23 protein-coding genes and 1 other RNA gene are annotated in these 19,573 nt (G+C 35.8%); 20 read left to right on the forward strand and 4 right to left on the reverse strand.

Annotation, left to right across the window (positions count from 1 at the left end; translation table 11 throughout):
• Positions 1 to 287 precede the first annotated feature (287 nt).
• The 10 genes from panB to FH036_RS11915 all read left to right on the forward strand — a co-directional run bounded on the left by panB (position 288) and on the right by FH036_RS11915 (position 9,453).
• Entirely contained in the window at positions 288 to 1,124 is an 837-nt protein-coding gene (gene panB / locus FH036_RS11870; RefSeq protein WP_044790543.1) for a 3-methyl-2-oxobutanoate hydroxymethyltransferase, read from the forward strand.
• Positions 1,124 to 1,972, forward strand: coding sequence for a pantoate--beta-alanine ligase (gene panC, locus FH036_RS11875; protein WP_139895778.1), 849 nt, complete (start codon positions 1,124 to 1,126; stop codon positions 1,970 to 1,972). Before panB ends, panC begins: the two co-directional genes overlap by 1 nt.
• A gap of 12 nt (positions 1,973 to 1,984) precedes the next feature.
• Complete coding sequence (gene panD / locus FH036_RS11880) at positions 1,985 to 2,368, forward strand: aspartate 1-decarboxylase (RefSeq protein ID WP_000490176.1); 384 nt, start codon at positions 1,985 to 1,987, stop codon at positions 2,366 to 2,368.
• A 129-nt stretch (positions 2,369 to 2,497) separates the two neighbouring features.
• On the forward strand, positions 2,498 to 5,302 hold the full coding sequence (gene dinG / locus FH036_RS11885) for an ATP-dependent DNA helicase DinG (protein WP_139895779.1): 2,805 nt from the start codon (positions 2,498 to 2,500) through the stop codon (positions 5,300 to 5,302).
• A gap of 250 nt (positions 5,303 to 5,552) precedes the next feature.
• On the forward strand, positions 5,553 to 5,723 hold the full coding sequence (locus FH036_RS11890; protein ID WP_000358352.1) for a YpmA family protein: 171 nt from the start codon (positions 5,553 to 5,555) through the stop codon (positions 5,721 to 5,723).
• A 7-nt stretch (positions 5,724 to 5,730) separates the two neighbouring features.
• Complete coding sequence (locus tag FH036_RS11895) at positions 5,731 to 6,234, forward strand: cell wall elongation regulator TseB-like domain-containing protein (protein ID WP_000758746.1); 504 nt, start codon at positions 5,731 to 5,733, stop codon at positions 6,232 to 6,234.
• Positions 6,235 to 6,252: 18 nt separating this feature from the next.
• Positions 6,253 to 7,440 carry an aspartate transaminase AspB gene (aspB, locus tag FH036_RS11900; protein ID WP_000761548.1) on the forward strand — a complete coding sequence of 396 codons (1,188 nt, stop codon included), beginning with the start codon at positions 6,253 to 6,255 and terminating at the stop codon, positions 7,438 to 7,440.
• A 120-nt stretch (positions 7,441 to 7,560) separates the two neighbouring features.
• On the forward strand, positions 7,561 to 8,268 hold the full coding sequence (gene dnaD, locus FH036_RS11905) for a DNA replication protein DnaD (protein ID WP_000728538.1): 708 nt from the start codon (positions 7,561 to 7,563) through the stop codon (positions 8,266 to 8,268).
• 15 nt (positions 8,269 to 8,283) lie between these two features.
• A complete protein-coding gene (gene nth, locus FH036_RS11910) occupies positions 8,284 to 8,931 on the forward strand; it encodes an endonuclease III (RefSeq protein ID WP_000933023.1) in 648 nt (215 codons plus the stop codon).
• A gap of 3 nt (positions 8,932 to 8,934) precedes the next feature.
• Positions 8,935 to 9,453, forward strand: coding sequence for a YpoC family protein (locus FH036_RS11915; protein ID WP_000442681.1), 519 nt, complete (start codon positions 8,935 to 8,937; stop codon positions 9,451 to 9,453).
• Between the two features lie 23 nt (positions 9,454 to 9,476).
• Here the strand turns inward: FH036_RS11915 and FH036_RS11920 are convergent, their stop codons facing one another.
• Positions 9,477 to 12,173, reverse strand: a complete 2,697-nt coding sequence (locus FH036_RS11920) for a PBP1A family penicillin-binding protein (RefSeq protein ID WP_001283129.1) — start codon at positions 12,171 to 12,173, stop codon at positions 9,477 to 9,479.
• Positions 12,174 to 12,238: 65 nt separating this feature from the next.
• Positions 12,239 to 12,841: a Holliday junction resolvase RecU gene (gene recU / locus FH036_RS11925; RefSeq protein WP_000155592.1), complete on the reverse strand. Its 603-nt coding sequence runs from the start codon at positions 12,839 to 12,841 to the stop codon at positions 12,239 to 12,241.
• Positions 12,842 to 12,944: 103 nt separating this feature from the next.
• Between recU and FH036_RS11930 the strand changes: the two genes are divergently transcribed.
• A complete protein-coding gene (locus FH036_RS11930; RefSeq protein ID WP_139895780.1) occupies positions 12,945 to 13,970 on the forward strand; it encodes a DUF2515 domain-containing protein in 1,026 nt (341 codons plus the stop codon).
• 123 nt (positions 13,971 to 14,093) lie between these two features.
• On the opposite strand, the gene FH036_RS27105 is transcribed toward FH036_RS11930, so the two are convergent.
• Positions 14,094 to 14,270, reverse strand: a complete 177-nt coding sequence (locus tag FH036_RS27105; RefSeq protein ID WP_001982922.1) for a hypothetical protein — start codon at positions 14,268 to 14,270, stop codon at positions 14,094 to 14,096.
• Positions 14,271 to 14,355: 85 nt separating this feature from the next.
• On the opposite strand from FH036_RS27105, the gene FH036_RS11935 reads away from it, so the two are divergent.
• Together FH036_RS11935 and FH036_RS11940 are read left to right on the forward strand one after the other, a co-directional pair.
• A complete protein-coding gene (locus tag FH036_RS11935; protein ID WP_001252039.1) occupies positions 14,356 to 14,598 on the forward strand; it encodes a hypothetical protein in 243 nt (80 codons plus the stop codon).
• 15 nt (positions 14,599 to 14,613) lie between these two features.
• Positions 14,614 to 14,958: a YppE family protein gene (locus FH036_RS11940; RefSeq protein WP_139895781.1), complete on the forward strand. Its 345-nt coding sequence runs from the start codon at positions 14,614 to 14,616 to the stop codon at positions 14,956 to 14,958.
• Positions 14,959 to 14,982: 24 nt separating this feature from the next.
• Here the strand turns inward: FH036_RS11940 and FH036_RS11945 are convergent, their stop codons facing one another.
• Positions 14,983 to 15,174 (reverse strand): YppF family protein, encoded by a 192-nt coding sequence (locus FH036_RS11945; RefSeq protein WP_000242664.1) that lies wholly within the window; start codon positions 15,172 to 15,174, stop codon positions 14,983 to 14,985.
• 177 nt (positions 15,175 to 15,351) lie between these two features.
• Between FH036_RS11945 and FH036_RS11950 the strand changes: the two genes are divergently transcribed.
• The 7 genes from FH036_RS11950 (at position 15,352) to FH036_RS11980 (ending at position 19,492) form a co-directional block, all read left to right on the forward strand.
• The gene (locus tag FH036_RS11950) at positions 15,352 to 15,822 is read left to right on the forward strand and encodes a YppG family protein (RefSeq protein ID WP_139895782.1); all 471 of its coding nucleotides are present in this window, start codon (positions 15,352 to 15,354) and stop codon (positions 15,820 to 15,822) included.
• A 155-nt stretch (positions 15,823 to 15,977) separates the two neighbouring features.
• Complete coding sequence (locus FH036_RS11955) at positions 15,978 to 16,403, forward strand: CotD family spore coat protein (protein ID WP_000546265.1); 426 nt, start codon at positions 15,978 to 15,980, stop codon at positions 16,401 to 16,403.
• A 56-nt stretch (positions 16,404 to 16,459) separates the two neighbouring features.
• The gene (locus tag FH036_RS11960) at positions 16,460 to 17,014 is read left to right on the forward strand and encodes an SLOG family protein (RefSeq protein WP_000862920.1); all 555 of its coding nucleotides are present in this window, start codon (positions 16,460 to 16,462) and stop codon (positions 17,012 to 17,014) included.
• A gap of 97 nt (positions 17,015 to 17,111) precedes the next feature.
• Entirely contained in the window at positions 17,112 to 17,450 is a 339-nt protein-coding gene (gene gpsB / locus FH036_RS11965) for a cell division regulator GpsB (RefSeq protein WP_000622430.1), read from the forward strand.
• Between the two features lie 87 nt (positions 17,451 to 17,537).
• Positions 17,538 to 17,928, forward strand: an RNA gene (rnpB, locus tag FH036_RS11970) — RNase P RNA component class B.
• A gap of 180 nt (positions 17,929 to 18,108) precedes the next feature.
• Positions 18,109 to 19,248, forward strand: coding sequence for a THUMP domain-containing class I SAM-dependent RNA methyltransferase (locus tag FH036_RS11975; RefSeq protein WP_000521234.1), 1,140 nt, complete (start codon positions 18,109 to 18,111; stop codon positions 19,246 to 19,248).
• 61 nt (positions 19,249 to 19,309) lie between these two features.
• Positions 19,310 to 19,492 (forward strand): DUF3921 family protein, encoded by a 183-nt coding sequence (locus tag FH036_RS11980; protein WP_000376892.1) that lies wholly within the window; start codon positions 19,310 to 19,312, stop codon positions 19,490 to 19,492.
• Positions 19,493 to 19,573 lie beyond the last annotated feature (81 nt).

The following is a 19,573-nucleotide window of genomic DNA, read 5'->3' on the forward strand; positions in this document are numbered from 1 at the left end:
ACATACCGTAATAAGAATAAAAATTATTTTTTCAAAAAAATGTAGTAATTCCTTTTTGGAGTTTGCTATAATTAGTTCGAATATGGGCAGTATCAGAGCGAACTGCACCATGATTCGATGCAATACGAAAAATAATAACTTGGATTCTGCCTTGATCCAATAACGGACTGGGACAGAGGGATGAATAATGCCGACTAACACACAACCCTTCTGCCCTTTTATGGCCAGAGGGGTTTTTTATATGATTTCGGCCATCTCCTCTCTCCTGTATAAAGGAGGAGTAGTTTTTGAAAACAAAAACAGATTTTTTGAAAATGAAAGAGCAAGGTGAGCCGATTACAATGCTAACGGCGTATGATTATCCATCTGCTAAATTAGCAGAAGAAGCGGAAGTTGATATGATTCTAGTTGGAGATTCCCTTGGGATGGTTGTGCTCGGCTATGAATCAACAGTACCTGTAACAGTAGAGGATATGATTCATCATACGAAAGCTGTACGCCGAGGAGCGAAAGAGACGTTTATTGTAACTGATATGCCATTTATGTCGTATCATGTGTCGCCTCAAGATACGATGGTGAATGCACGCCGCATCGTTCAAGAGAGTGGTGCTCATGCACTGAAGGTAGAAGGTGCAGGAGAAGTGATATCAACTATTCATTACTTGACGAGTGCGGGAATTCCTGTCGTGGCACACTTAGGCTTAACTCCTCAATCTGTAGGAGTGTTAGGTGGCTATAAAGTACAAGGAAAAGATGCTGAAAGTGCAAAAAAATTAATAGAAGATGCGAAGAGATGTGAGGAAGCTGGTGCGATAGCACTTGTGTTAGAATGTGTGCCAATGCAGCTAGCAGAATTTATTTCGAAGCAACTAACAATTCCAACGATTGGAATTGGAGCAGGACAAAAAGTGGATGGGCAAGTACTCGTTTATCATGATCTTATCTCATATGGCGTAAATCGTGTTCCGAAATTTGTGAAGCAATATACGTCTGTTCAAGAGGAGATTGTGCGAGGGATTTCACAATACGTAACTGAAGTAAAGACAGGGCAATTTCCGGAAGAAAAACATTCATTCACAATGAAAGAGGAAGAATGTTTAGCGTTATACGGAGGAAAACAATAATGAAAATCATAAATACAGTGCAAGAGATGCAGCAAATTACAAACGAACTACGTGCAAGTGGAAAAAGTATTGGTTTTATCCCAACGATGGGTTATTTACATGAAGGTCATGCGACTTTATTACGTAAGGCAAGAGAAGAAAATGAAATTGTAGTTTTAAGCGTGTTTGTTAATCCGCTACAGTTTGGACCAAATGAAGATTTAGATCGATACCCTCGTGATATTGATAGAGATGAAAATGTAGCAAAAGAAAACGGTGTAGATTATTTATTTTATCCGAGCGTAGAAGAAATGTATCCAGCAGAACAAACGACAACAGTAGAAGTTGTGAAGCGTACCGATGTGTTATGCGGAAAACAAAGACCTGGTCATTTCGCTGGTGTTGCGATTGTACTAATGAAACTATTTAATATTACATTGCCAACACGTGCTTATTTCGGTATGAAAGATGCACAGCAAGTTGCTGTCATTGAAGGATTTGTCGCTGATTTTAATATTCCGGTTACAATCGTACCGGTGGATATTGTAAGGGAAGAAGATGGATTAGCCAAAAGTTCTCGTAACGTGTATTTATCACCAGAAGAGCGTGAAGAGGCTCCTCATTTATACCGCAGTCTATGTATAGCGAAAGAAAGAATTGAGACAGGAGAACGTAATGCAGAAATCATTACAACTCTTGTGAAAGAGTATATTGAGACGTATACGAAAGGCACTGTAGATTATGCTGATTTATATACGTATCCTTCACTACAAGTAGTGGATAAAATTGAAGGACGAATCATTTTAGCAATTGCAGTTAAATTTGACAATGTACGATTAATTGACAATATAACATTAACGGTTAAATAAGGGGGAGCATCTATGTTTCGCACAATGATGAGAGCGAAGCTACATCGCGCAACAGTAACAGAAGCAAATTTAAATTATGTAGGTAGTATTACAATTGATGAAGATTTAATGGATGCAGTAAATATTGTAGAAAACGAAAAAGTCCAAATTGTAAATAATAATAATGGTGCTCGCTTAGAGACATATGTTATTAAAGGGGAACGTGGTAGCGGTGTTGTTTGTTTGAATGGTGCAGCTGCAAGGCTTGTACAGCCAGGAGATAAAGTTATTATTATTTGCTACGGTCTAGTGGCAGAAGAAAATATTCATAAACAAGAGCCGAAAATTGCAGTATTAGACGATGATAATCAAATTATTGAAATGTTAGGTGCTGAAAAAGCGGGTACGATATTATAAGTAAGAAGGCTATCTCTATTATGGAGATAGCCTTTTTTGTGCATCTTTTCATTAAGATGAGATAAAACGTGGTATAGTAACATTATATAATTTTTTGTTTGATAGGTAAGAAATTGAGGTGTTACATATATGAGTAAGCGTTATGTCGTTGTGGATTTAGAGACGACAGGGAACTCCTGGAAGGATGGGAAAGATAAAATTACCCAAATTGCAGCTGTTGTAGTGGAAGATGGAGAGATATTAGAGATTTTTTCATCTTTTATTAATCCGAAGAGAGAGATTCCACCATTTATTACAGAGTTAACAGGGATTGATGAGAGTATGGTTAAGCAAGCCCCGTTATTTGAAGATGTAGCCCCTATGGTTGTTGAGCTATTACAAGGTGCAGCTTTCGTTGCACATAACGTTCACTTTGATTGGAATTTTTTAACGGAAGAATTAAGGCAGGCTGGATATACAGAAATACATTGTCCAAAAGTTGATACAGTTGAGTTGGCGCAAATTCTTTTGCCAACGGCTGATAGTTATAAATTACGTGATTTAGCTAAACAACACGAATTAGAGCATGATCAACCGCATCGTGCGGATAGTGATGCTCTTGCAACAGCGGAATTGTTTTTACAATTTTTAAATGAAATTGAGAAGTTACCCCTTGTCACCTTGCAATCGCTTTATGAATTGAGTGATGTGTTTCAAAGTGATATAGCGGATGTGCTTTCTGAAAATATTTTAAAGAAAATGATGCACGGTAAAAAAGGAGCAGAGGGATATGAAGTGTATCGAAATATTGCCCTTCGAAAACGGAATTATTCTTTAAACTTAAGTGAAACATGTGCATTTAAATTTGATGCTTTCTTGCATAAGACAATTGATAAACTTGAGTCGAATATGCCAAATTTTGAAAAAAGAGAAAGCCAACAGAGTATGATGAAGGAAATATATACAGCGCTAAGAGATTCTAGGTTTTCACTAATTGAAGCAGGAACAGGAACAGGAAAGACTCTTGCATATTTGCTTCCAAGTATTTATTTTGCAAAGAAAAAAGAAGAACCTGTCATCATAAGTACCCAAACTGTACAACTGCAGCAACAAATACTAGAAAAAGAAATTCCATTATTACAGAAAATAATGCCATTTTCATTTGAAGTAGCTCTTCTGAAAGGAAGAAAGCATTATCTTTGTCTACATAAATTTGAATATGCTTTGCAAGAAGAAGAGAAGAATTATGATATGGCGCTCACGAAGGCAAAAATTTTAGTGTGGTTATTGCAAACGGAAACGGGCGATCGTGATGAATTAAATATTCCTGAGGGCGGAAAGTTACTTTGGAACCGGATTTGTAGTGATGTACATAGTCCGGGTGGGATGCAAAGCAACTGGTTTAGTCGTTGTTTTTATCAACGAGCAAAGAATAGAGCATTATTTGCAGATATCGTTATTACAAATCATGCGTTATTATTTCAAGATTTTTCAAGTGAAGAACCACTGTTTGCTTCATGTGAACATATTATTTTTGATGAGGCTCATCATATCGAGGAAGCAGCGAGTAGAACATTAGGTGAACAGTTCTCCTGTATGTATTTCCAGCTAGTTTTATCTCGTCTTGGTACGCTAGAAACAGATGATGTACTTTCTAAAGTATATAAAATGATGAAAAAATCAGAGCAAGCCTCCCGTTCTACTTTCCGCATGGTAAGTCATAGTTTGAAGGAATTGAAATTTGATGCGGATGAGCTATTCCAAATGTTACGTGCATTCATCTTTAAACAAACAAAGCAGGAACAAGGGATAAGCAATATGCCACTCATTTATCGATATAACACGGAAGTAGAGAAAGGTAAGTTATGGGATAGTATTACCGAGTTAACAAATCGCTTTGTATATGATGTAAGAAAATTACTCTCTACACTTGAGAAGCAAGTTGATATATTGCAAAGTAAATTAGAATGGGAAATGCATGTTGTTACAGGTGAATTTATGCATTTAATTGAGTTGTTGAGAAAGATGGCGCATTCTTTACAAGTACTCATTTTAGAAAAAAATTCATATGTGACATGGATGGAAACTGAAACGAAGGGAACCATTCATTCAACTGTTTTATATGGACAACCTGTTCATATTGGTGAAAGATTTGCTGATGAATTTTTAACAGAGAAAAAGAGTGTTATTTTCACATCAGCAACGCTCACAGTAAACGATTCATTTGACTATATAAAAGAAGAGCTAGGCTTACATGATTTTGCTCCAAATACATTACAGGTCCCATCACCATTCCATTTTGAAGAACAGATGAAATTAATGGTTTCAACGGATGTGCCCTTTATTAAGCAAGCAAGTAATGAAGAATATATTGAATCTGTGTCGGCTCATATTGCAAAAATAGCGAAAGCTACAGAAGGTAGAATGCTTGTTTTGTTCACTTCGTATGAAATGTTGAAAGAAGCGTATAAGAATTTGAAAAATGATGAGGAATTAGAAGGTTATTTATTATTAACGCAAAGTGTGAATAATAAGAGCAGAAGTCGTCTCATTCGTAAGTTTCAAGAGTTCGATAAATCAATTTTATTAGGAACAAGTAGTTTTTGGGAAGGGATAGATATACCTGGAGATGCCCTTAGCTGTCTTGTTATTGTCCGCCTTCCCTTTACGCCTCCTCATCAACCGATGATGGAAGCGAAAGGAGAGTGGTTAAAAAATCAAGGTGAAGACGTATTCGCCAAGTTAGCACTTCCGCAAGCAATACTGCGTTTCAAACAGGGATTTGGTCGTCTTATTAGAACAAGTACAGATACCGGAACAGTATTTGTATTAGATCGTCGTTTGACGAGTGCTTCCTATGGAAAACGATTTTTACAATCAATCCCAACTGTCCCGCTCTATGAAGGTCCTCTAGAAGAATTGTTAGAGCAATTAAAAGAACAGCCAACTGAATAAAATTGGAAGAAAAATACGCCTGAAGTACGTTTACACTTCAGGCGTAAAAAATGTGGGTAGGAGGAATTTTATTTTTCTTACTTCTTGTATACAAAATGTATTGGTTTTCGACTTGAAACCTTTTTTTGCTGTACATGTCCTGCTATAATAGATGGGTGATGAAGCAGGGGTTGTAAAGAATGTACTCTTATTGTAACCGCATTGCGTTCTTCTATAATTAGAAATTTTTGTGTAACGGAGGAGTTTTTTCATGGATAAGAAAATCGAAGTCCTATCAACGACGCGTATTAAATATTCGTCTGACTTGTATAAAATCGTTGATAGTTTGAATCGTACGTTAAAAGAGCAGGACCTCATGTTCGGATTAGCATTAGACGAAAAAGATAAAGAAACAGCTGTATTTACGATTTACAGAACGTAGTGATACAATGAAAAAGTGGATCTTTGCAATCGTTATCGTAATCGTTGCTAGCGGAATATATGGGGCGTATGTTTATAATAAAGCAATGGAAAAGAAAATCCCTAAAGAGGCAAAATCTGTAGAAATTGCAAAAGAAAAAGCAAAGCTTATAAAAGTAAAATCTGTGGATTATTATAACGGAGAATCTTCATATACTGTCGTGCAAGGTACAGATGAAAAAGGAGAACAACTTATCGTTTGGGTGCCTGAGAAAAAAGGGGAAACTATAGTAAGGAAAAAGAGTGAAGGTATTTCTGAAAAAGAGGCTTTACAAAGAACGATTGAACAAGTCGGAGATGACAGTAAAGAGCACAAAAGTAAGCCTAAAGAAATTTTAAAAATAAAATTAGGCTTTGAAAACAATATACCATTATGGGAAGTTACATATATTGATGATGAAAATCGTTATAGTTATTACTATCTTGCATTTAAAGATGGGAAGTTTTTACGACGATACAGCATTGAAAAATAGATGTAGGGGGAACTACAAATGAAATTAGCAAAGCGAGTAGCTGCTTTAACACCATCTGCAACTTTAGAGATTACAGCAAAGGCACAAGCATTAAAAGCAGAAGGTCATGATGTGATTGGATTAGGGGCAGGAGAACCTGACTTTAATACGCCAGAACATATTATGGATGCTGCACATAAAGCGATGTTAGAAGGACATACGAAGTATACACCAACAGGTGGGTTACAAGCGTTAAAACAAGAAATTGTGAAGAAGTTTACTCGCGATCAAGGAATTGCGTATGATCCGTCTGAAATTATTGTATGTAACGGCGCAAAGCATGCATTATATACATTATTCCAAGTGTTACTTGATGAAGGTGATGAAGTTATCATCCCTACGCCATACTGGGTAAGTTATCCGGAACAAGTAAAGCTTGCTGGTGGTAAGCCAGTTTATGTAGAAGGCCTTGAAGATAATGAATACAAAATTACAGCGAAGCAGCTGCGTGAGGCAATTACAGAGAAAACGAAAGCAGTTATTATTAATTCACCGAGCAATCCAACAGGAATGATTTACAGCAAAGAAGAATTACAACAGCTTGGAGAAGTATGTTTAGAACACAATATTTTAATCGTTTCAGATGAAATTTATGAGAAATTAATTTATGGTGGAGCAGAATATACTTCGGTTGCCCAGCTTTCTAATGCATTAAAAGAACAAACACTTATTATTAATGGTGTATCTAAATCTCATTCTATGACAGGATGGCGTATTGGATATGCAGCAGGAAATAAGCAGCTTATTAAAGCGATGACGAACTTAGCGAGTCATAGTACGTCAAACCCTACTTCAATCGCTCAATACGGCGCAATCGCGGCATATGCAGGCTCACAAGAACCTGTAGAAACAATGCGTCAAGCATTTGAAGAGAGATTAAACATTATTTATGATAAATTAATTCAAATCCCTGGCTTTACTTGCATTAAACCACAAGGTGCATTTTACTTATTCCCTAATGTAAAAGAAGCAGTAGCTTTATCAGGATACGAAACTGTTGATGATTGGGCAAAAGCTCTATTAGAAGAGGAAAAAGTAGCTCTTGTACCAGGTACAGGATTTGGTGCTCCAAATAACGTTCGTTTATCATATGCGACATCTCTTGAACAAGTGGAGAAAGCATTAGAACGTATTCACACGTTTATGAAAAGTAAAGTGCAAGCTTAATTGTATATTTTATTAATGTAATACAAAAACCTTCCTACATAATAGGGAGGTTTTTTTGACGAATTGTGGCAAAAAGAAATAGCGAAAGGTGTGTTATACTAGAGAGCGAGGTGTTTGGTGATGAAAAAGAAAATGATGTTACAGTGGTTTGAGCAGGGAAGCATTGCAATTCCAAAATTACTTATGATGCATTATAAAAAATTAGGGTTAAATGAAACGGAATTTATGGTTGTACTTCATGTACATACATTTTTAGAATCGGGCAATTCGTTTCCGACTCCGTCAGAGATTTCAGAACGGATGACGATTACCGAAATGAAATGTATGGAAGTCATTCAGGCATTGATTCAAAAAGGTTTTTTATCACTAGAAGGTGGACAAAAATCAGAAGCGATGATGTGTGAAAGTTATTCTTTACAACCGCTATGGGAAAAAATATTGCATTTCTTAATGAATGAATCAATAGAGGAAGAACAAAAAGAAATAAAACAATTGCAAGTAAATTTATATACAGTATTTGAAAAAGAATTTGGAAGACCACTTTCTCCATTTGAATGTGAAACGTTGGGAATGTGGGAAGATCAAGATCAACATCATCCGAATTTAATTCAAGCGGCCCTCAGGGAAGCTGTAATGAGTGGTAAGCTTAATTTCCGATATATTGATCGTATTTTATTTGAATGGAAAAAGAATGGTATTAAAACAGTAGATCAAGCCCTAAACCAAGGACGGAAATTTAGAGCAAATCAACAACGAGCGCAGCAAACGACAAAACAAGAGACGAAATTTACTGGAAAAGTGCCTTTTTATAATTGGTTGGAGCAGTAATGTAGGAGGAAGTATATGTTAAATAAAACGCAAATTCGCTATTGTTTAGACACAATGGCGGATATGTATCCAGAAGCACATTGTGAATTAATTCATGATAATCCGTTTGAACTAGTAATAGCGGTAGCGTTATCTGCACAATGTACAGATGCACTTGTAAATAAAGTGACGAAAAATTTATTTCAAAAATATAAAACACCAGAAGATTATTTAAGTGTTTCTCTAGAAGAATTACAACAAGATATACGTTCTATTGGATTGTATAGAAATAAAGCAAAAAACATTCAAAAATTGTGCAGAATGTTATTAGATGATTACAATGGGGAAGTGCCGAAAGATCGAGATGAGCTTACGAAGTTACCAGGAGTAGGTCGAAAAACAGCAAACGTAGTTGTTTCGGTAGCGTTTGGTATTCCGGCAATTGCTGTTGATACGCATGTAGAGAGAGTGAGTAAACGGTTAGCGTTTTGTAGGTGGAAAGATTCGGTGTTAGAAGTAGAAAAGACATTAATGAAGAAAATTCCGATGGATGAATGGAGCGTTACACATCACCGTATGATTTTCTTTGGACGTTATCACTGTAAAGCGCAGCGACCACAATGTGAAGAGTGCCCTTTACTAGAAGTATGTCGAGAAGGAAAGAAGCGAATGAAGGGGAAATAAAGGATGGAGCGAGTGATAGAAATACCGAGAGAATTTCGGTGCTTACCATTTTTTAAAGAAAGTATAAATTCGATTGCGTATTATACAGAACAGTCATTTGAAGAAACAATACAAAAGACTTATTTTATATATGATATGGAAAGACAATATGAGCCGTGGAATGAAATTGAAAACAGTATTCCTGTAATGTTGAATGTATGGAAAAATAAGCATGAGGACATTGCTACTTTATTTCGAAACAGAAAGAAACAAGAAGCTGAAGGTCCGATGATTCTTTTTGCAGCACATTTATTATCAATTGTATATTGGCTAAATGAGCAACCTGTTCATAGTTTGAATAAAATAGAAGATTTTACGAGTGAATTGGAAGTGCAACCAGTTAATTTTATAGAGCGATATTCGTTCATTATAAAGAAACCGAATAATTATCATTCTTATATTCAGTTAGCGCAGTTGTATATTGAAATAGAAAAGCTATATGTAAAGAAAATGATAACAAAAAAGAAGTCCTGTTCTCGTTAAGAGAAAGGACTTCTTTTTTTGTATTAAGACTCTGTTGTAACAACATTTCCGTCTGCGTGAGGTGTATCTCCTCCGGTATTTTGTTGTTGTTCTTGCTGATGCTGTTGCTCTTGTTGTTTCTTAGCTTCTTCTTCAGCTTTTTTTCTAGCTTCCTCATCAGCTTTCTTTTGAGCCTCTTCTTGCTGTTTCTTAGCTTCTTCTTCAGCTTTTTTTCTAGCTTCCTCATCAGCTTTCTTTTGAGCTTCTTCTTGTTGTTTACGTTGTTGTTCTTGTTGTTTTTTAGCTTCTTCTTCAGCTTTTTTAGTAGCTTCTTCTTGTTTTAATTTATCTTCATTGGCCTTTTTCTGAGCTTCCTCATCAGCTTTTTTCTTAGCTTCTTCTTCAGCCTTCTTCTTAGCTTCTTCTTCGGCTTTCTTCGCGTCTGGAGTTCCGCCAGGCGCAGTGAAGGATGCTCCAACTGCAGGGCTTGTTCCAGTACCTTTTTTCGCTACTACAGAGAAGCTGTAAGTAACGCCTGGTTTAATACCACCAAGAGTAGCTGTCGTACCTTTTACTGATAAACTACCACTTGAACCGTCAGTCGCTTTATAGCTTGCTGCATACGCATCAACTTCTGCTGGTCCAGACCAGTTTAGTGTAACTGTGCTAGCGCCATCGAAAGTGACATTAAGACCACTAGGTGCATCTACTTTAATTTGTTTAATTGCATCTTTCTTCGCACCTTTTACATATAACTCTCCGTTTATTTCTTGTACAGAAGAAGGACGTTCGAAACGGGATTTATCTGTAGCAAATTTGCTCATCATTATTTGGAACATTTGCTGTGCAATTCTAGTATAACGATCACTAATGTAGTTTTCTGGGCCGTTTTTTTCGTAACCAGTCCATACTGCCATTGTATATTGCGGTGTATATCCAGCGAACCAACTATCTCTGTTTGCATCAGCTGGTATACCATATTTTTTTATAACGTCTTCATCAAAGTTTTGTGTTCCTGTTTTACCGGCAACATCAACACCTGAAACGTATGCTGTTGGACCAGTACCGCCAGAACCAGGTTTTACGACGTCACGAAGAACGTCAGTCACCATGTAAGCTGTGTAGTCTTGCATCGCACGTTGTTCTTTCGGTTTAAAACTTTTCTTTTTCCCATCTGGGAAGGTAACTTCTTTTACGAAATGCGGTTTATTGTAGTTCCCACCATTACCAAAGGCTGCATATGCACCTGCTACTTGTAATGGAGAACTATCGTTACTACCAATTGCTGTTGATTCAAATGTTTTGCCGTCTTTAAATGTCATACCTAAACCTTCAGCAAACGCTTGTGACTTAGGAAGACCAACCGCTTGGGCTGTTTTTAAAGCTGGGATGTTTAATGACTTTTTCAAAGCTTCACGTAGTGAAACGTCACCTTTGTAACTATTTGTTGCATTTCGTATCTTTTTACCATTGGAATACGTATACTCTGAGTCATTTAATTGATGGTATGTAGACCATTGTAAATTTTCAATTGCTGGGCCGTAGTCAAAAATTGGTTTCATTGTTGAACCGACTTGGCGTTTTAAATCGGTGGCCATATTATGACCTTTGAAAGTAGACTTACTTCCTTTACGCCCAGCTCCAATTGCTCGAACTTCACCAGATTGTGTATCCATAAATACGAACGATCCTTGGAATTGATCATTCGGATACTTAATAAGATTGCCATCCATAATTTTTTCAGCATAATCTTGAGCATCTTGATCAAGTGTTGTATGAATCGTTAAACCATCTGAACCAATATTTACATCAGGATATTCTTTTTCAACTTCTTTTACAACCGCATCTAAAAATGCTTGATACTTCATCTCAGTTATTTCTGAAGACGGTTGAAGACCCTCTGTTACTGGAATCTTAACTGCATTATTCATTTCTTCTTTTGTTATATAACCATGTCGATTCATTAATGACAATACGACATTACGACGATTTGTTGCTCGTTCAACATTTTCCTTTTTCGTTGGATCATAAATGTTTGGACCTTGGGGTAAACCAGCGAGCATAGCAGCTTCATGTAACTGTAAGTCTTTTAAATCTTTACCATAATATTTTTGCGCTGCTGTCGCAATACCATATGAACGGTTACCTAAATTAATCTTATTTAAGTACATTTCTAAAATCTCATGTTTAGAGTATTGTTGCTCTAATTTGTAAGATAGGTACCATTCTTGTACTTTTCTCTTTGCAGTTTTGTCCATCGTTAGAAAATAGTTTTTGACTACTTGTTGTGTAATCGTACTACCACCTTGAGATCCGAAACCTCCAGTGACATTTTCCATAACTGCTTTTGTAGTTCGTTTAAAATCAATACCATTATGATCATAGAAACGTGAGTCCTCAGTTGCAAGGAATGCATTTTCAACTACTTTTGGAATTTGATCATACGTAACGTGGGTTCGTTTTTCAGCACCGTATTCATAGAAAAAGTTCCCATCTTTATCAAGAAACTTTGTTGATAAAGGATTGACGAGTTTTGATTTGTCTAATTTTGGAGCATCCTTCACCATAACAAAGAAAGCGGAAACGCCAGCTACAAGACCAACGATACCAAGAAGTAGACAACCTATAAGGAATTTTTTAAAAAAGGAGCCTTTTTTCTTTGGTTTTTTCTCTGTATTTGTTTCTTGCTTTTGATTTTTTACATGATTTCGTTCTGTACGAGAACGATAATTATCTGACATTATACTTTCTCCTACCTTTCATTCTCTCCCCAAAAGTCGAAAAAAGAGCCTTAGTGATGACTCTATCACGAAAAATAAACCGTGTCTAGTACACGGATATAATCAATCCGAGGGTGATAACCGCATGATAATAAAGATCCATGCTCTTCTATTTCTTCTTTCGTAATCGATTTTCTTCCACCTGTATTTTGACGATTCCAAAATGCAATAATATGTTTTGCATCTAATAAATAAAGTTCATCAAAAAGTGTAAATTTAATAATAACAAATGCAATTCCATTATGAGCGATTACTTGCTTCATATGCTCAATTTGATGAAGGTGGAAGTTTTGAAGTGGAAAACTCGTTTTATTTTTTGTTTCTTTCGCTTCAAAATCGATGTATTTCCCTTTATATACACCGTTGTAATCTGTTGTAGAAGGTTGTTTAAAATACGCTTCTTTTACCACTGCAGCACTTCGAGCGGGGTAATCTACTTTTACAATTTGAAGAGGGGTAGGTTTTTTATGTACGCATGCAATATTATGGGTTAAGTAATATTCATTCGTTTCATTCAATTCCTCTTCAAGGGACATACCTCTGTTACTATAAGTATGTTTTTTAATTGGTGTTTTATGAGGTTGTGAAGCTTGATTGTACCGTTTTCCATTTGGGTAACGAATGGTCATAGTGTGTCCACTCCCAACTTGCTAAGAATTACTTACAAAGGTGATTATAACAAAAAATGAAAAAAGATGTGACCTTTTTCAAGAAAGGTATGATGACTTATTCATGTTTACATGGAATGATTATGAAAAAATTAAACAACATCGTAAAAATACGGTCTGTACAGAAGGAGAAAAAGCAATCGTTTACAACATTAAGAAGGAAATAGAAATAGCTAATAGGGACAACGTTTCTCGAACGCAGTCTTATCAAGATTATTATGTAAGAAATAGTGAAATTAGGTGGGCTTTTTTAGCGAGTATGGTCTCGAGAAATGCGGGGTGGAATATGACTGATTTACAAGGGAGGTATTATGCTACTGTTTTACCTCAAACAGTAAAAAAACATTTGTTTTTGACTTATGAAGAAGCGAATTGGATTATTTTTTTAGATGTATTTCCTCAGCTGTTGTTATACGAAGAAAGTAAGAGGAGGCAGATCCCACTATTCCATTTGTTACAATATTTTAACGTATCCATTTTTATGGAAAAAGAATGGATGTATTTTTGGGAGAAAAAAGATATAAATAGACTTATGACAGCGCTTATTATAAATGAACAAAATAAAATTCAAAAACCAGTTATTGAGAATGCATACTTTAAAAAACATGTATTCCATACAGCCCTTTTTAAATTACAAGAAATGCTTCATATTAGTGCCGTTATATTCCCAACCGTTGAAGGGAAGGTGTATGGTTTTTCAGTTTATCAATTTGAAACGTTACAAAAGCGTATAGAACTAGGAAAGAAATTAGCAGCGTTACTGTTCCATCCGAATTACAAAAGCTTATTCCATAGATTTGCAGCGCAAACAATACACACAGGATCAAGAGCAGATTATGAATGTTATGTAAGTGAAGCTAGAAAATCTTGTACACCCGCTCTTAGAGAAGTTTATCCTGCTGTTGCACATGATGAAATAAGTATGAGAGATTGGTTTTGTAGAGATACGGAAATAAATGAACTATTTTTACCAGAAGAGTATACGGGTGAAGTTGATATAACGGAATGGTATAAAAGAAAGAGGGAGCAAATCTATATTGCTTCCACCGTAAATCGTTTTGTTAAAAGGATAGATGAGTTCGTGATATAATAAAAAAGAAGTCCCGTCTTCATAAATGAAGACGGGACTTCTTAATGTGAAGTAACCCTACTATGCGTGCTAAACATTTAATCTCAAAACGTAATGAATATAAGAGATTAAGGAAGTTTCACTTTATGTAGCAGGGAAGTTTGGACCATCTAATTTTGGATTGCCAGTTTCGGGTTTATTTTGTTTATTTTGTTTTTTCTTTTTTTCGTTTTTGTTCTTTGCCATTTTCATGCACCTCCTTTTTGTATTGTTACCATTTCTATAAATGACATACAAAATGATTTCTTTGACGAATAACAACTAGTTTTGTCATGTGGGCAGGAGTGAAGAATCATTCGGCGAAATTACATGACAAAGGAAAAGCAAAGAAGGAGGCGTTTTGTATATGGCGATGGTTCAGAAGGAAGATGTAATGAAAACAATGGATCAAATGTTAAGTTCTCTCGATTTGCTGGAAATGAATATAGGGATTAGAATGAATCATGCATTAAAGGATAAGAGTGAAAAAATATGCAACAAGATAGAAATAACAGAAATGCATATTGAGCATATGGAAAATAAATTAGTGCATCACGAAGAAAAAGGGAATTGGGTGAAGGCATTTCAAAACGTCGTAGTGAGTGCATAATAAGGTGGGAATAAAATGAAGTATGAAGCATTAATAAAGTCTTCGGAAAAACTTATGCAACATAATAATGAAGCAAATGTGAAAAAAAGAGAAATGATTGAATACGATTTTTATAAGGATATGAAACCGTTTGTAGATATGGTAGATGAGGAATTAAAAGTGTGGAAAGAATTAGCTTATGAATGGATTAAGGAAGAAAAACCGAAGTATATACATGTACAGCAAATTGATCAAGTGTATGATAATTTACAAACAAATGTGTTGCAATGCTTTGTAAATAAAGGTAAAGGTAAGCGATTCTTTGAAACGCATCAAGCCATTTCGTATACTTTGCAAAATATAATTGAGCAATGTAGGTAACAAGAGGGGAAACCCTCTTGTTTTTTATGCTTCTGTCACTGTTGTAGGTTTTGTTGCCCCGTTTATTTCTAGTTCTTTTATTACTGTTCGGTAATCTGAAATACATATTTTCCCTTCGAGATACCAATGTCTCGCAAAGTCTAACAATTCATTTACATTCTCTGTGTAATACCCCTTTTTTTGAGAAAACGCTTGTTTTAAATCCCCTAATACCATGTTGATTCCTCCCCCATGAGAATCTTCTTCTTTTTTATCATAGCATGGAAGGGTTTTCTTTTATAATTTTTTAAAAATTTAAACTTCCGACAAAAATAGACACATACTCCGTCACACAGATTATTTTACAAGTACATATTATATATGTAGAAACTTATGTGAAGGAGGAGAGAATGCATGTTTCAACAATCTAACGTATATCTGCAATCTAATCCATATGCACAGCAAAATATGTACCAATATAATACGGATACATATTTACGTTATAATATGTATCCTTTCGAGCCTCATTATGGAAATCAAAATTATTACCAGCCATTTGAAGTATCGTTTATGAATCAACCGCAGCAACCGTATATGAATCAACAACCGCAACCTTATATAAATTCACAATACTATATGCCACCACCATCTCCCTATGGCAATCAACAAGCGATGTTTTATCCACCAAAACAACCGTATCCGACACAAAATAAACAAAAGCAACAGCAGCAACCAAGTCAATTTTCTAGTTTTGTTTCCCAATTTAAAAATTCAGATGGTAACTATGATGTAAATAAAATGATGAATACAGCTGGACAAATGATGAATGCGATGAATCAAGTGACAGGTATTGTAAAGCAAGTGGGAGGCTTTTTTGGTAAGTAATGTCAAAGGTTTGTCTATAAAAAGCATTGGATAGAAAATCAAAGACTAGACAAATTTCCTTAGAATAAATGGGTATATATAACAAGCGGCTTACCCTCTTTTCTCATACTGTAAAGTGTAATCAGATTTTTTTTATGAGAGAGGAGAGAAAAACTATGCATCATTGTCATCCTTGCTTTGGAGGGCATAAGCCTACAGGACCTATTTGTACAACTGCTCCTGTCATTCATCCGACGAAACAATGCGTAACACATTCTTTTTCAACAACGGTGGTGCCACACATTTTCCCGACGCATACAACACATGTACATCATCAACAAATTAAAAACCAAAACTTCTTCCCGCAAACAAATTCAAATGTAAATGTTGTGGACCCAATCGATCCAGGATTCGGCGGATGTGGACCATGTGGCCATGGTCATCATCACCACCACCACGGTCATCAAATATCCCCATTCGGACCAGGACCAAATGTATCGCCGTTTGGACCAGGACCAAATGTATCACCATTTTTACCAAACAATGTATCACCAGTAGGTCCGAATATTGGACCAAACGTTGGTGGAATATTTAAAAAGTAAATGATATGTTAGAACTAGCGAAATGCTAGTTCTTTTTTTGTAATTGGAGTGTTGATATGAAAGTTATTGCAGTAACAGGCTATAAGCCCTTTGAACTTGGAATATTTAAAAATGATCATCCAGGAGTAGAATGTATAAAAAAGGCGTTGCGTCGTAAATTAATTGCTTTTGTAGAAGATGGTTTAGAGTGGGTTATAATAAGTGGCCAGTTAGGTGTAGAATTATGGGCTGCTGAAGTTGTTTTTGAAATACAAGTAGAATATCCAGATTTAAAATTAGCGGTATTTACTCCATTTTTAGAACAAGAAGAAGGTTGGAAGGAAGATAACCGTGAATATTACGAATTTATTCTCTCTCAAGCAGACCATGTTGATAGTATCACGAAACGTAAGTACGAAAGCCCAGAGCAATTTAAATTAAAAAATCAATTTTTTATTGAAAAAAGTGATGCGCTTTTAGCTGTATATGATGAAGAAAAACCAGGGAGTCCTAAATATATTGTAGAAGCAGCAAAGAAAAAAGGAGAAATAGAAAATTATCACAGTTATTTCATTCTTTTTTCCGATTTACAAGATATAATAGAAGAGGAACAGTGGAATAATGCTGAGTAATATGTAATATAGTACTCGTATATATGATTGACAAAAAGCATTGTTTCTGAAAAAATTTAGTTAATGAAAGTTTTGGCAAAAATTTGAGGTGAAGAAAATGATTTCGGATAAAATTAAATTAACGGCGAAAGATATTTTAGAAAAAGAATTTAAAACAGGTATGAGAGGTTATCAACAAGAAGAAGTAGACAAGTTTCTTGATATGATCATTAAAGATTATGAAGCTTTTCACAAGGAATTTGAACAATTAAAGCAACAAAATGCTCGTTTAAAGCGTGAATTAGAAGAGCAAAAGCTAGCAGCAACGCAAGTTCCACAACAACCAGTTGTACAAACACCAGTTGCACAACCAGTATATAACAACACGAATACGGACATTTTAAAACGTTTATCGAATTTAGAAAAAGCTGTATTTGGAAGTAAGTTATACGAATAATTTCTGGTGATAAAAAGGTTACAGCATTTTACATAGAAAAAAACATTGCAAAATCTTTTTGTTTCCACTATACTAATGGATGTCATAACGTTTGGGTAATCGCTGCAACGCCAACGTTGTAGAGGAAAGTCCATGCTCGCACGGCCTGAGATGGCTGTAGTGTTCGTGCCTAGCCAATTCATAAGCTAGGGTATTCTGGCTGTAAGGCTGGTTTAACGGCAGGGAAAAAACCTAAGTCCTTTCGGATATGGTTTGACTACCTTTAAAGTGCCACAGTGACGAAGTCCTTGAAGAAATGATAGGAGTGGAACGAGGTAAACCCCACGAGCGAGAAACCCAAATAATGGTAGGGGAATCTTTTCCAAGGAAATGAACGATGGGAAAGGACAGGTTGTATAACCTGTAGATAGATGATTGCCACCGGAGTACGAGGCGTGGGCCGTTTGCAGTACAAAGGAACAGAACATGGCTTACAGAACGTTATGAACCAACTATGAAATAACTCAGCTCTCCTTTGTTAGAGGAGGGCTTTTTATTTGTATGAAGTTATAAATGATGAGTTAAAATGGTTAATGAGAAAATTCTTCGTAAAATGTAATAATTAATAGGAGAAATGGCTATTAATTATTGTTTGAATATACATAAGAGGTGAATGCAAATGGGAAAAGTTACTTTAATCGCAACAGCGGCAATGGGTATTGAAGCTTTAGTTGCCCGAGAAGTTCGTGATCTAGGTTATGAATGCCAAGTAGAAAACAGCAAAGTAACATTTGAAGCAGATGAAAAGGCGATTTGTCGCACGAATTTATGGTTACGTACTGCGGACCGTGTGAAAATTAAAGTTGGCGAATTTAAAGCGACAACATTTGATGAGCTGTTTGAGAAAACAAAAGCATTAAACTGGGGAGATTATATTCCAGAGAACGGTGAGTTCCCTGTTATCGGTAAATCTTTAAAATCTGAGTTATTCAGTGTTTCGGATTGCCAGCGTATCGTTAAAAAGGCTGTCGTTGAAAAATTAAAAACAACATATAAACGTACAACTTGGTTTGAAGAAGATGGCCCGTTATTCCGTATTGAGATTGCAATGTTAAAAGATATCGCAACATTAACAATCGATGCGAGCGGTGTTGGACTTCATAAACGTGGATATCGTGTGGATCAAGGGGAAGCTCCTTTAAAAGAAACATTAGCTGCGTCTTTAATTAAATTAACAAACTGGAAGCCAGATCGTCCTTTCGTGGATCCTTTCTGTGGATCAGGTACAATTCCGATTGAAGCAGCATTAATTGGACAAAATATCGCACCAGGTTTTAACCGTGGTTTTGCATCGGATGAGTGGGGCTGGGTTGGTAAACAAAACTGGCGTGAAGCTCGTCAAGAAGCAGAAGATTTAGCGAACTATGATCAACCATTGCAAATCATTGGATCAGATATTGATCATCGTATGATTCGAGTTGCTCAAGATAACGCAGAAGAAGTAGGTTTAGGTGATTTAATTACATTTAAACAAATGCAAGTAAAAGATTTCACAACAAAAGAGGATTATGGCTATGTTGTAACGAATCCTCCATACGGAGAGCGTTTAAGTGAAAAAGCACTTGTTGAACAACTGTATAAAGAAATGGGACAAGTATTCCGTCCATTAGACACATGGTCGGCATATGTATTAACAAGTTACGAAGCATTTGAGAAGTGCTACGGAAAAGATGCATCGAAGAAACGTAAACTGTTTAATGGATTTATCCGTACAGATTACTACCAATACTTCGGAAAACGTCCACCTCGTAATTCATAGTATAAAACTCCTCCAGCGCGCATATACTGGCTATTATGTAATGCGTAAAGGAGGAACTGATATGGATAGTTTCCAATTATCAATGATTCAAAAAGCTATTCACCGTACGTATGATGAGCTCGGAAAAGAAGTGGATAACCAAGGTGCGATTGTAGATGAAATACAAAAAGCACAAGAAGAATATTTGTTAGCTCTTTCGCATGAAACAGCGATAGATAAACGGTATTTAAAGTCATTAATATAGAAGAAAATTTTCCTTTTTCGAAAGGAAAATTTTTTTTCGTGTATTTCCATGTATTACAACAGGGGAAAGTGGCTGCGCACA

This window comes from Bacillus sp. CD3-5, assembly GCF_006349665.1.
Classification (GTDB): Bacteria; Bacillota; Bacilli; order Bacillales; family Bacillaceae_G; genus Bacillus_A; species Bacillus_A paranthracis.

What these genes read in the sequence shown, in the direction of transcription:
- FH036_RS11945 (WP_000242664.1), bottom strand. Translation starts at nt 15,174, where the DNA reads ATGGTATTAGGGGATTTAAAACAAGCGTTTTCTCAAAAAAAGGGGTAT.
- FH036_RS11890 (WP_000358352.1), top strand. Translation starts at nt 5,553, where the DNA reads ATGGATAAGAAAATCGAAGTCCTATCAACGACGCGTATTAAATATTCG.
- FH036_RS11930 (WP_139895780.1), top strand. Translation starts at nt 12,945, where the DNA reads ATGTTTACATGGAATGATTATGAAAAAATTAAACAACATCGTAAAAAT.
- dnaD (WP_000728538.1), top strand. Translation starts at nt 7,561, where the DNA reads ATGAAAAAGAAAATGATGTTACAGTGGTTTGAGCAGGGAAGCATTGCA.
- aspB (WP_000761548.1), top strand. Translation starts at nt 6,253, where the DNA reads ATGAAATTAGCAAAGCGAGTAGCTGCTTTAACACCATCTGCAACTTTA.
- nth (WP_000933023.1), top strand. Translation starts at nt 8,284, where the DNA reads ATGTTAAATAAAACGCAAATTCGCTATTGTTTAGACACAATGGCGGAT.
- FH036_RS11975 (WP_000521234.1), top strand. Translation starts at nt 18,109, where the DNA reads ATGGGAAAAGTTACTTTAATCGCAACAGCGGCAATGGGTATTGAAGCT.
- panD (WP_000490176.1), top strand. Translation starts at nt 1,985, where the DNA reads ATGTTTCGCACAATGATGAGAGCGAAGCTACATCGCGCAACAGTAACA.
- FH036_RS11940 (WP_139895781.1), top strand. Translation starts at nt 14,614, where the DNA reads ATGAAGTATGAAGCATTAATAAAGTCTTCGGAAAAACTTATGCAACAT.
- FH036_RS11980 (WP_000376892.1), top strand. Translation starts at nt 19,310, where the DNA reads ATGGATAGTTTCCAATTATCAATGATTCAAAAAGCTATTCACCGTACG.
- gpsB (WP_000622430.1), top strand. Translation starts at nt 17,112, where the DNA reads ATGATTTCGGATAAAATTAAATTAACGGCGAAAGATATTTTAGAAAAA.
- FH036_RS11935 (WP_001252039.1), top strand. Translation starts at nt 14,356, where the DNA reads ATGGCGATGGTTCAGAAGGAAGATGTAATGAAAACAATGGATCAAATG.
- FH036_RS11920 (WP_001283129.1), bottom strand. Translation starts at nt 12,173, where the DNA reads ATGTCAGATAATTATCGTTCTCGTACAGAACGAAATCATGTAAAAAAT.
- FH036_RS11915 (WP_000442681.1), top strand. Translation starts at nt 8,935, where the DNA reads ATGGAGCGAGTGATAGAAATACCGAGAGAATTTCGGTGCTTACCATTT.
- recU (WP_000155592.1), bottom strand. Translation starts at nt 12,841, where the DNA reads ATGACCATTCGTTACCCAAATGGAAAACGGTACAATCAAGCTTCACAA.
- FH036_RS11950 (WP_139895782.1), top strand. Translation starts at nt 15,352, where the DNA reads ATGTTTCAACAATCTAACGTATATCTGCAATCTAATCCATATGCACAG.
- FH036_RS11955 (WP_000546265.1), top strand. Translation starts at nt 15,978, where the DNA reads ATGCATCATTGTCATCCTTGCTTTGGAGGGCATAAGCCTACAGGACCT.
- FH036_RS11960 (WP_000862920.1), top strand. Translation starts at nt 16,460, where the DNA reads ATGAAAGTTATTGCAGTAACAGGCTATAAGCCCTTTGAACTTGGAATA.
- FH036_RS11895 (WP_000758746.1), top strand. Translation starts at nt 5,731, where the DNA reads ATGAAAAAGTGGATCTTTGCAATCGTTATCGTAATCGTTGCTAGCGGA.
- panC (WP_139895778.1), top strand. Translation starts at nt 1,124, where the DNA reads ATGAAAATCATAAATACAGTGCAAGAGATGCAGCAAATTACAAACGAA.
- dinG (WP_139895779.1), top strand. Translation starts at nt 2,498, where the DNA reads ATGAGTAAGCGTTATGTCGTTGTGGATTTAGAGACGACAGGGAACTCC.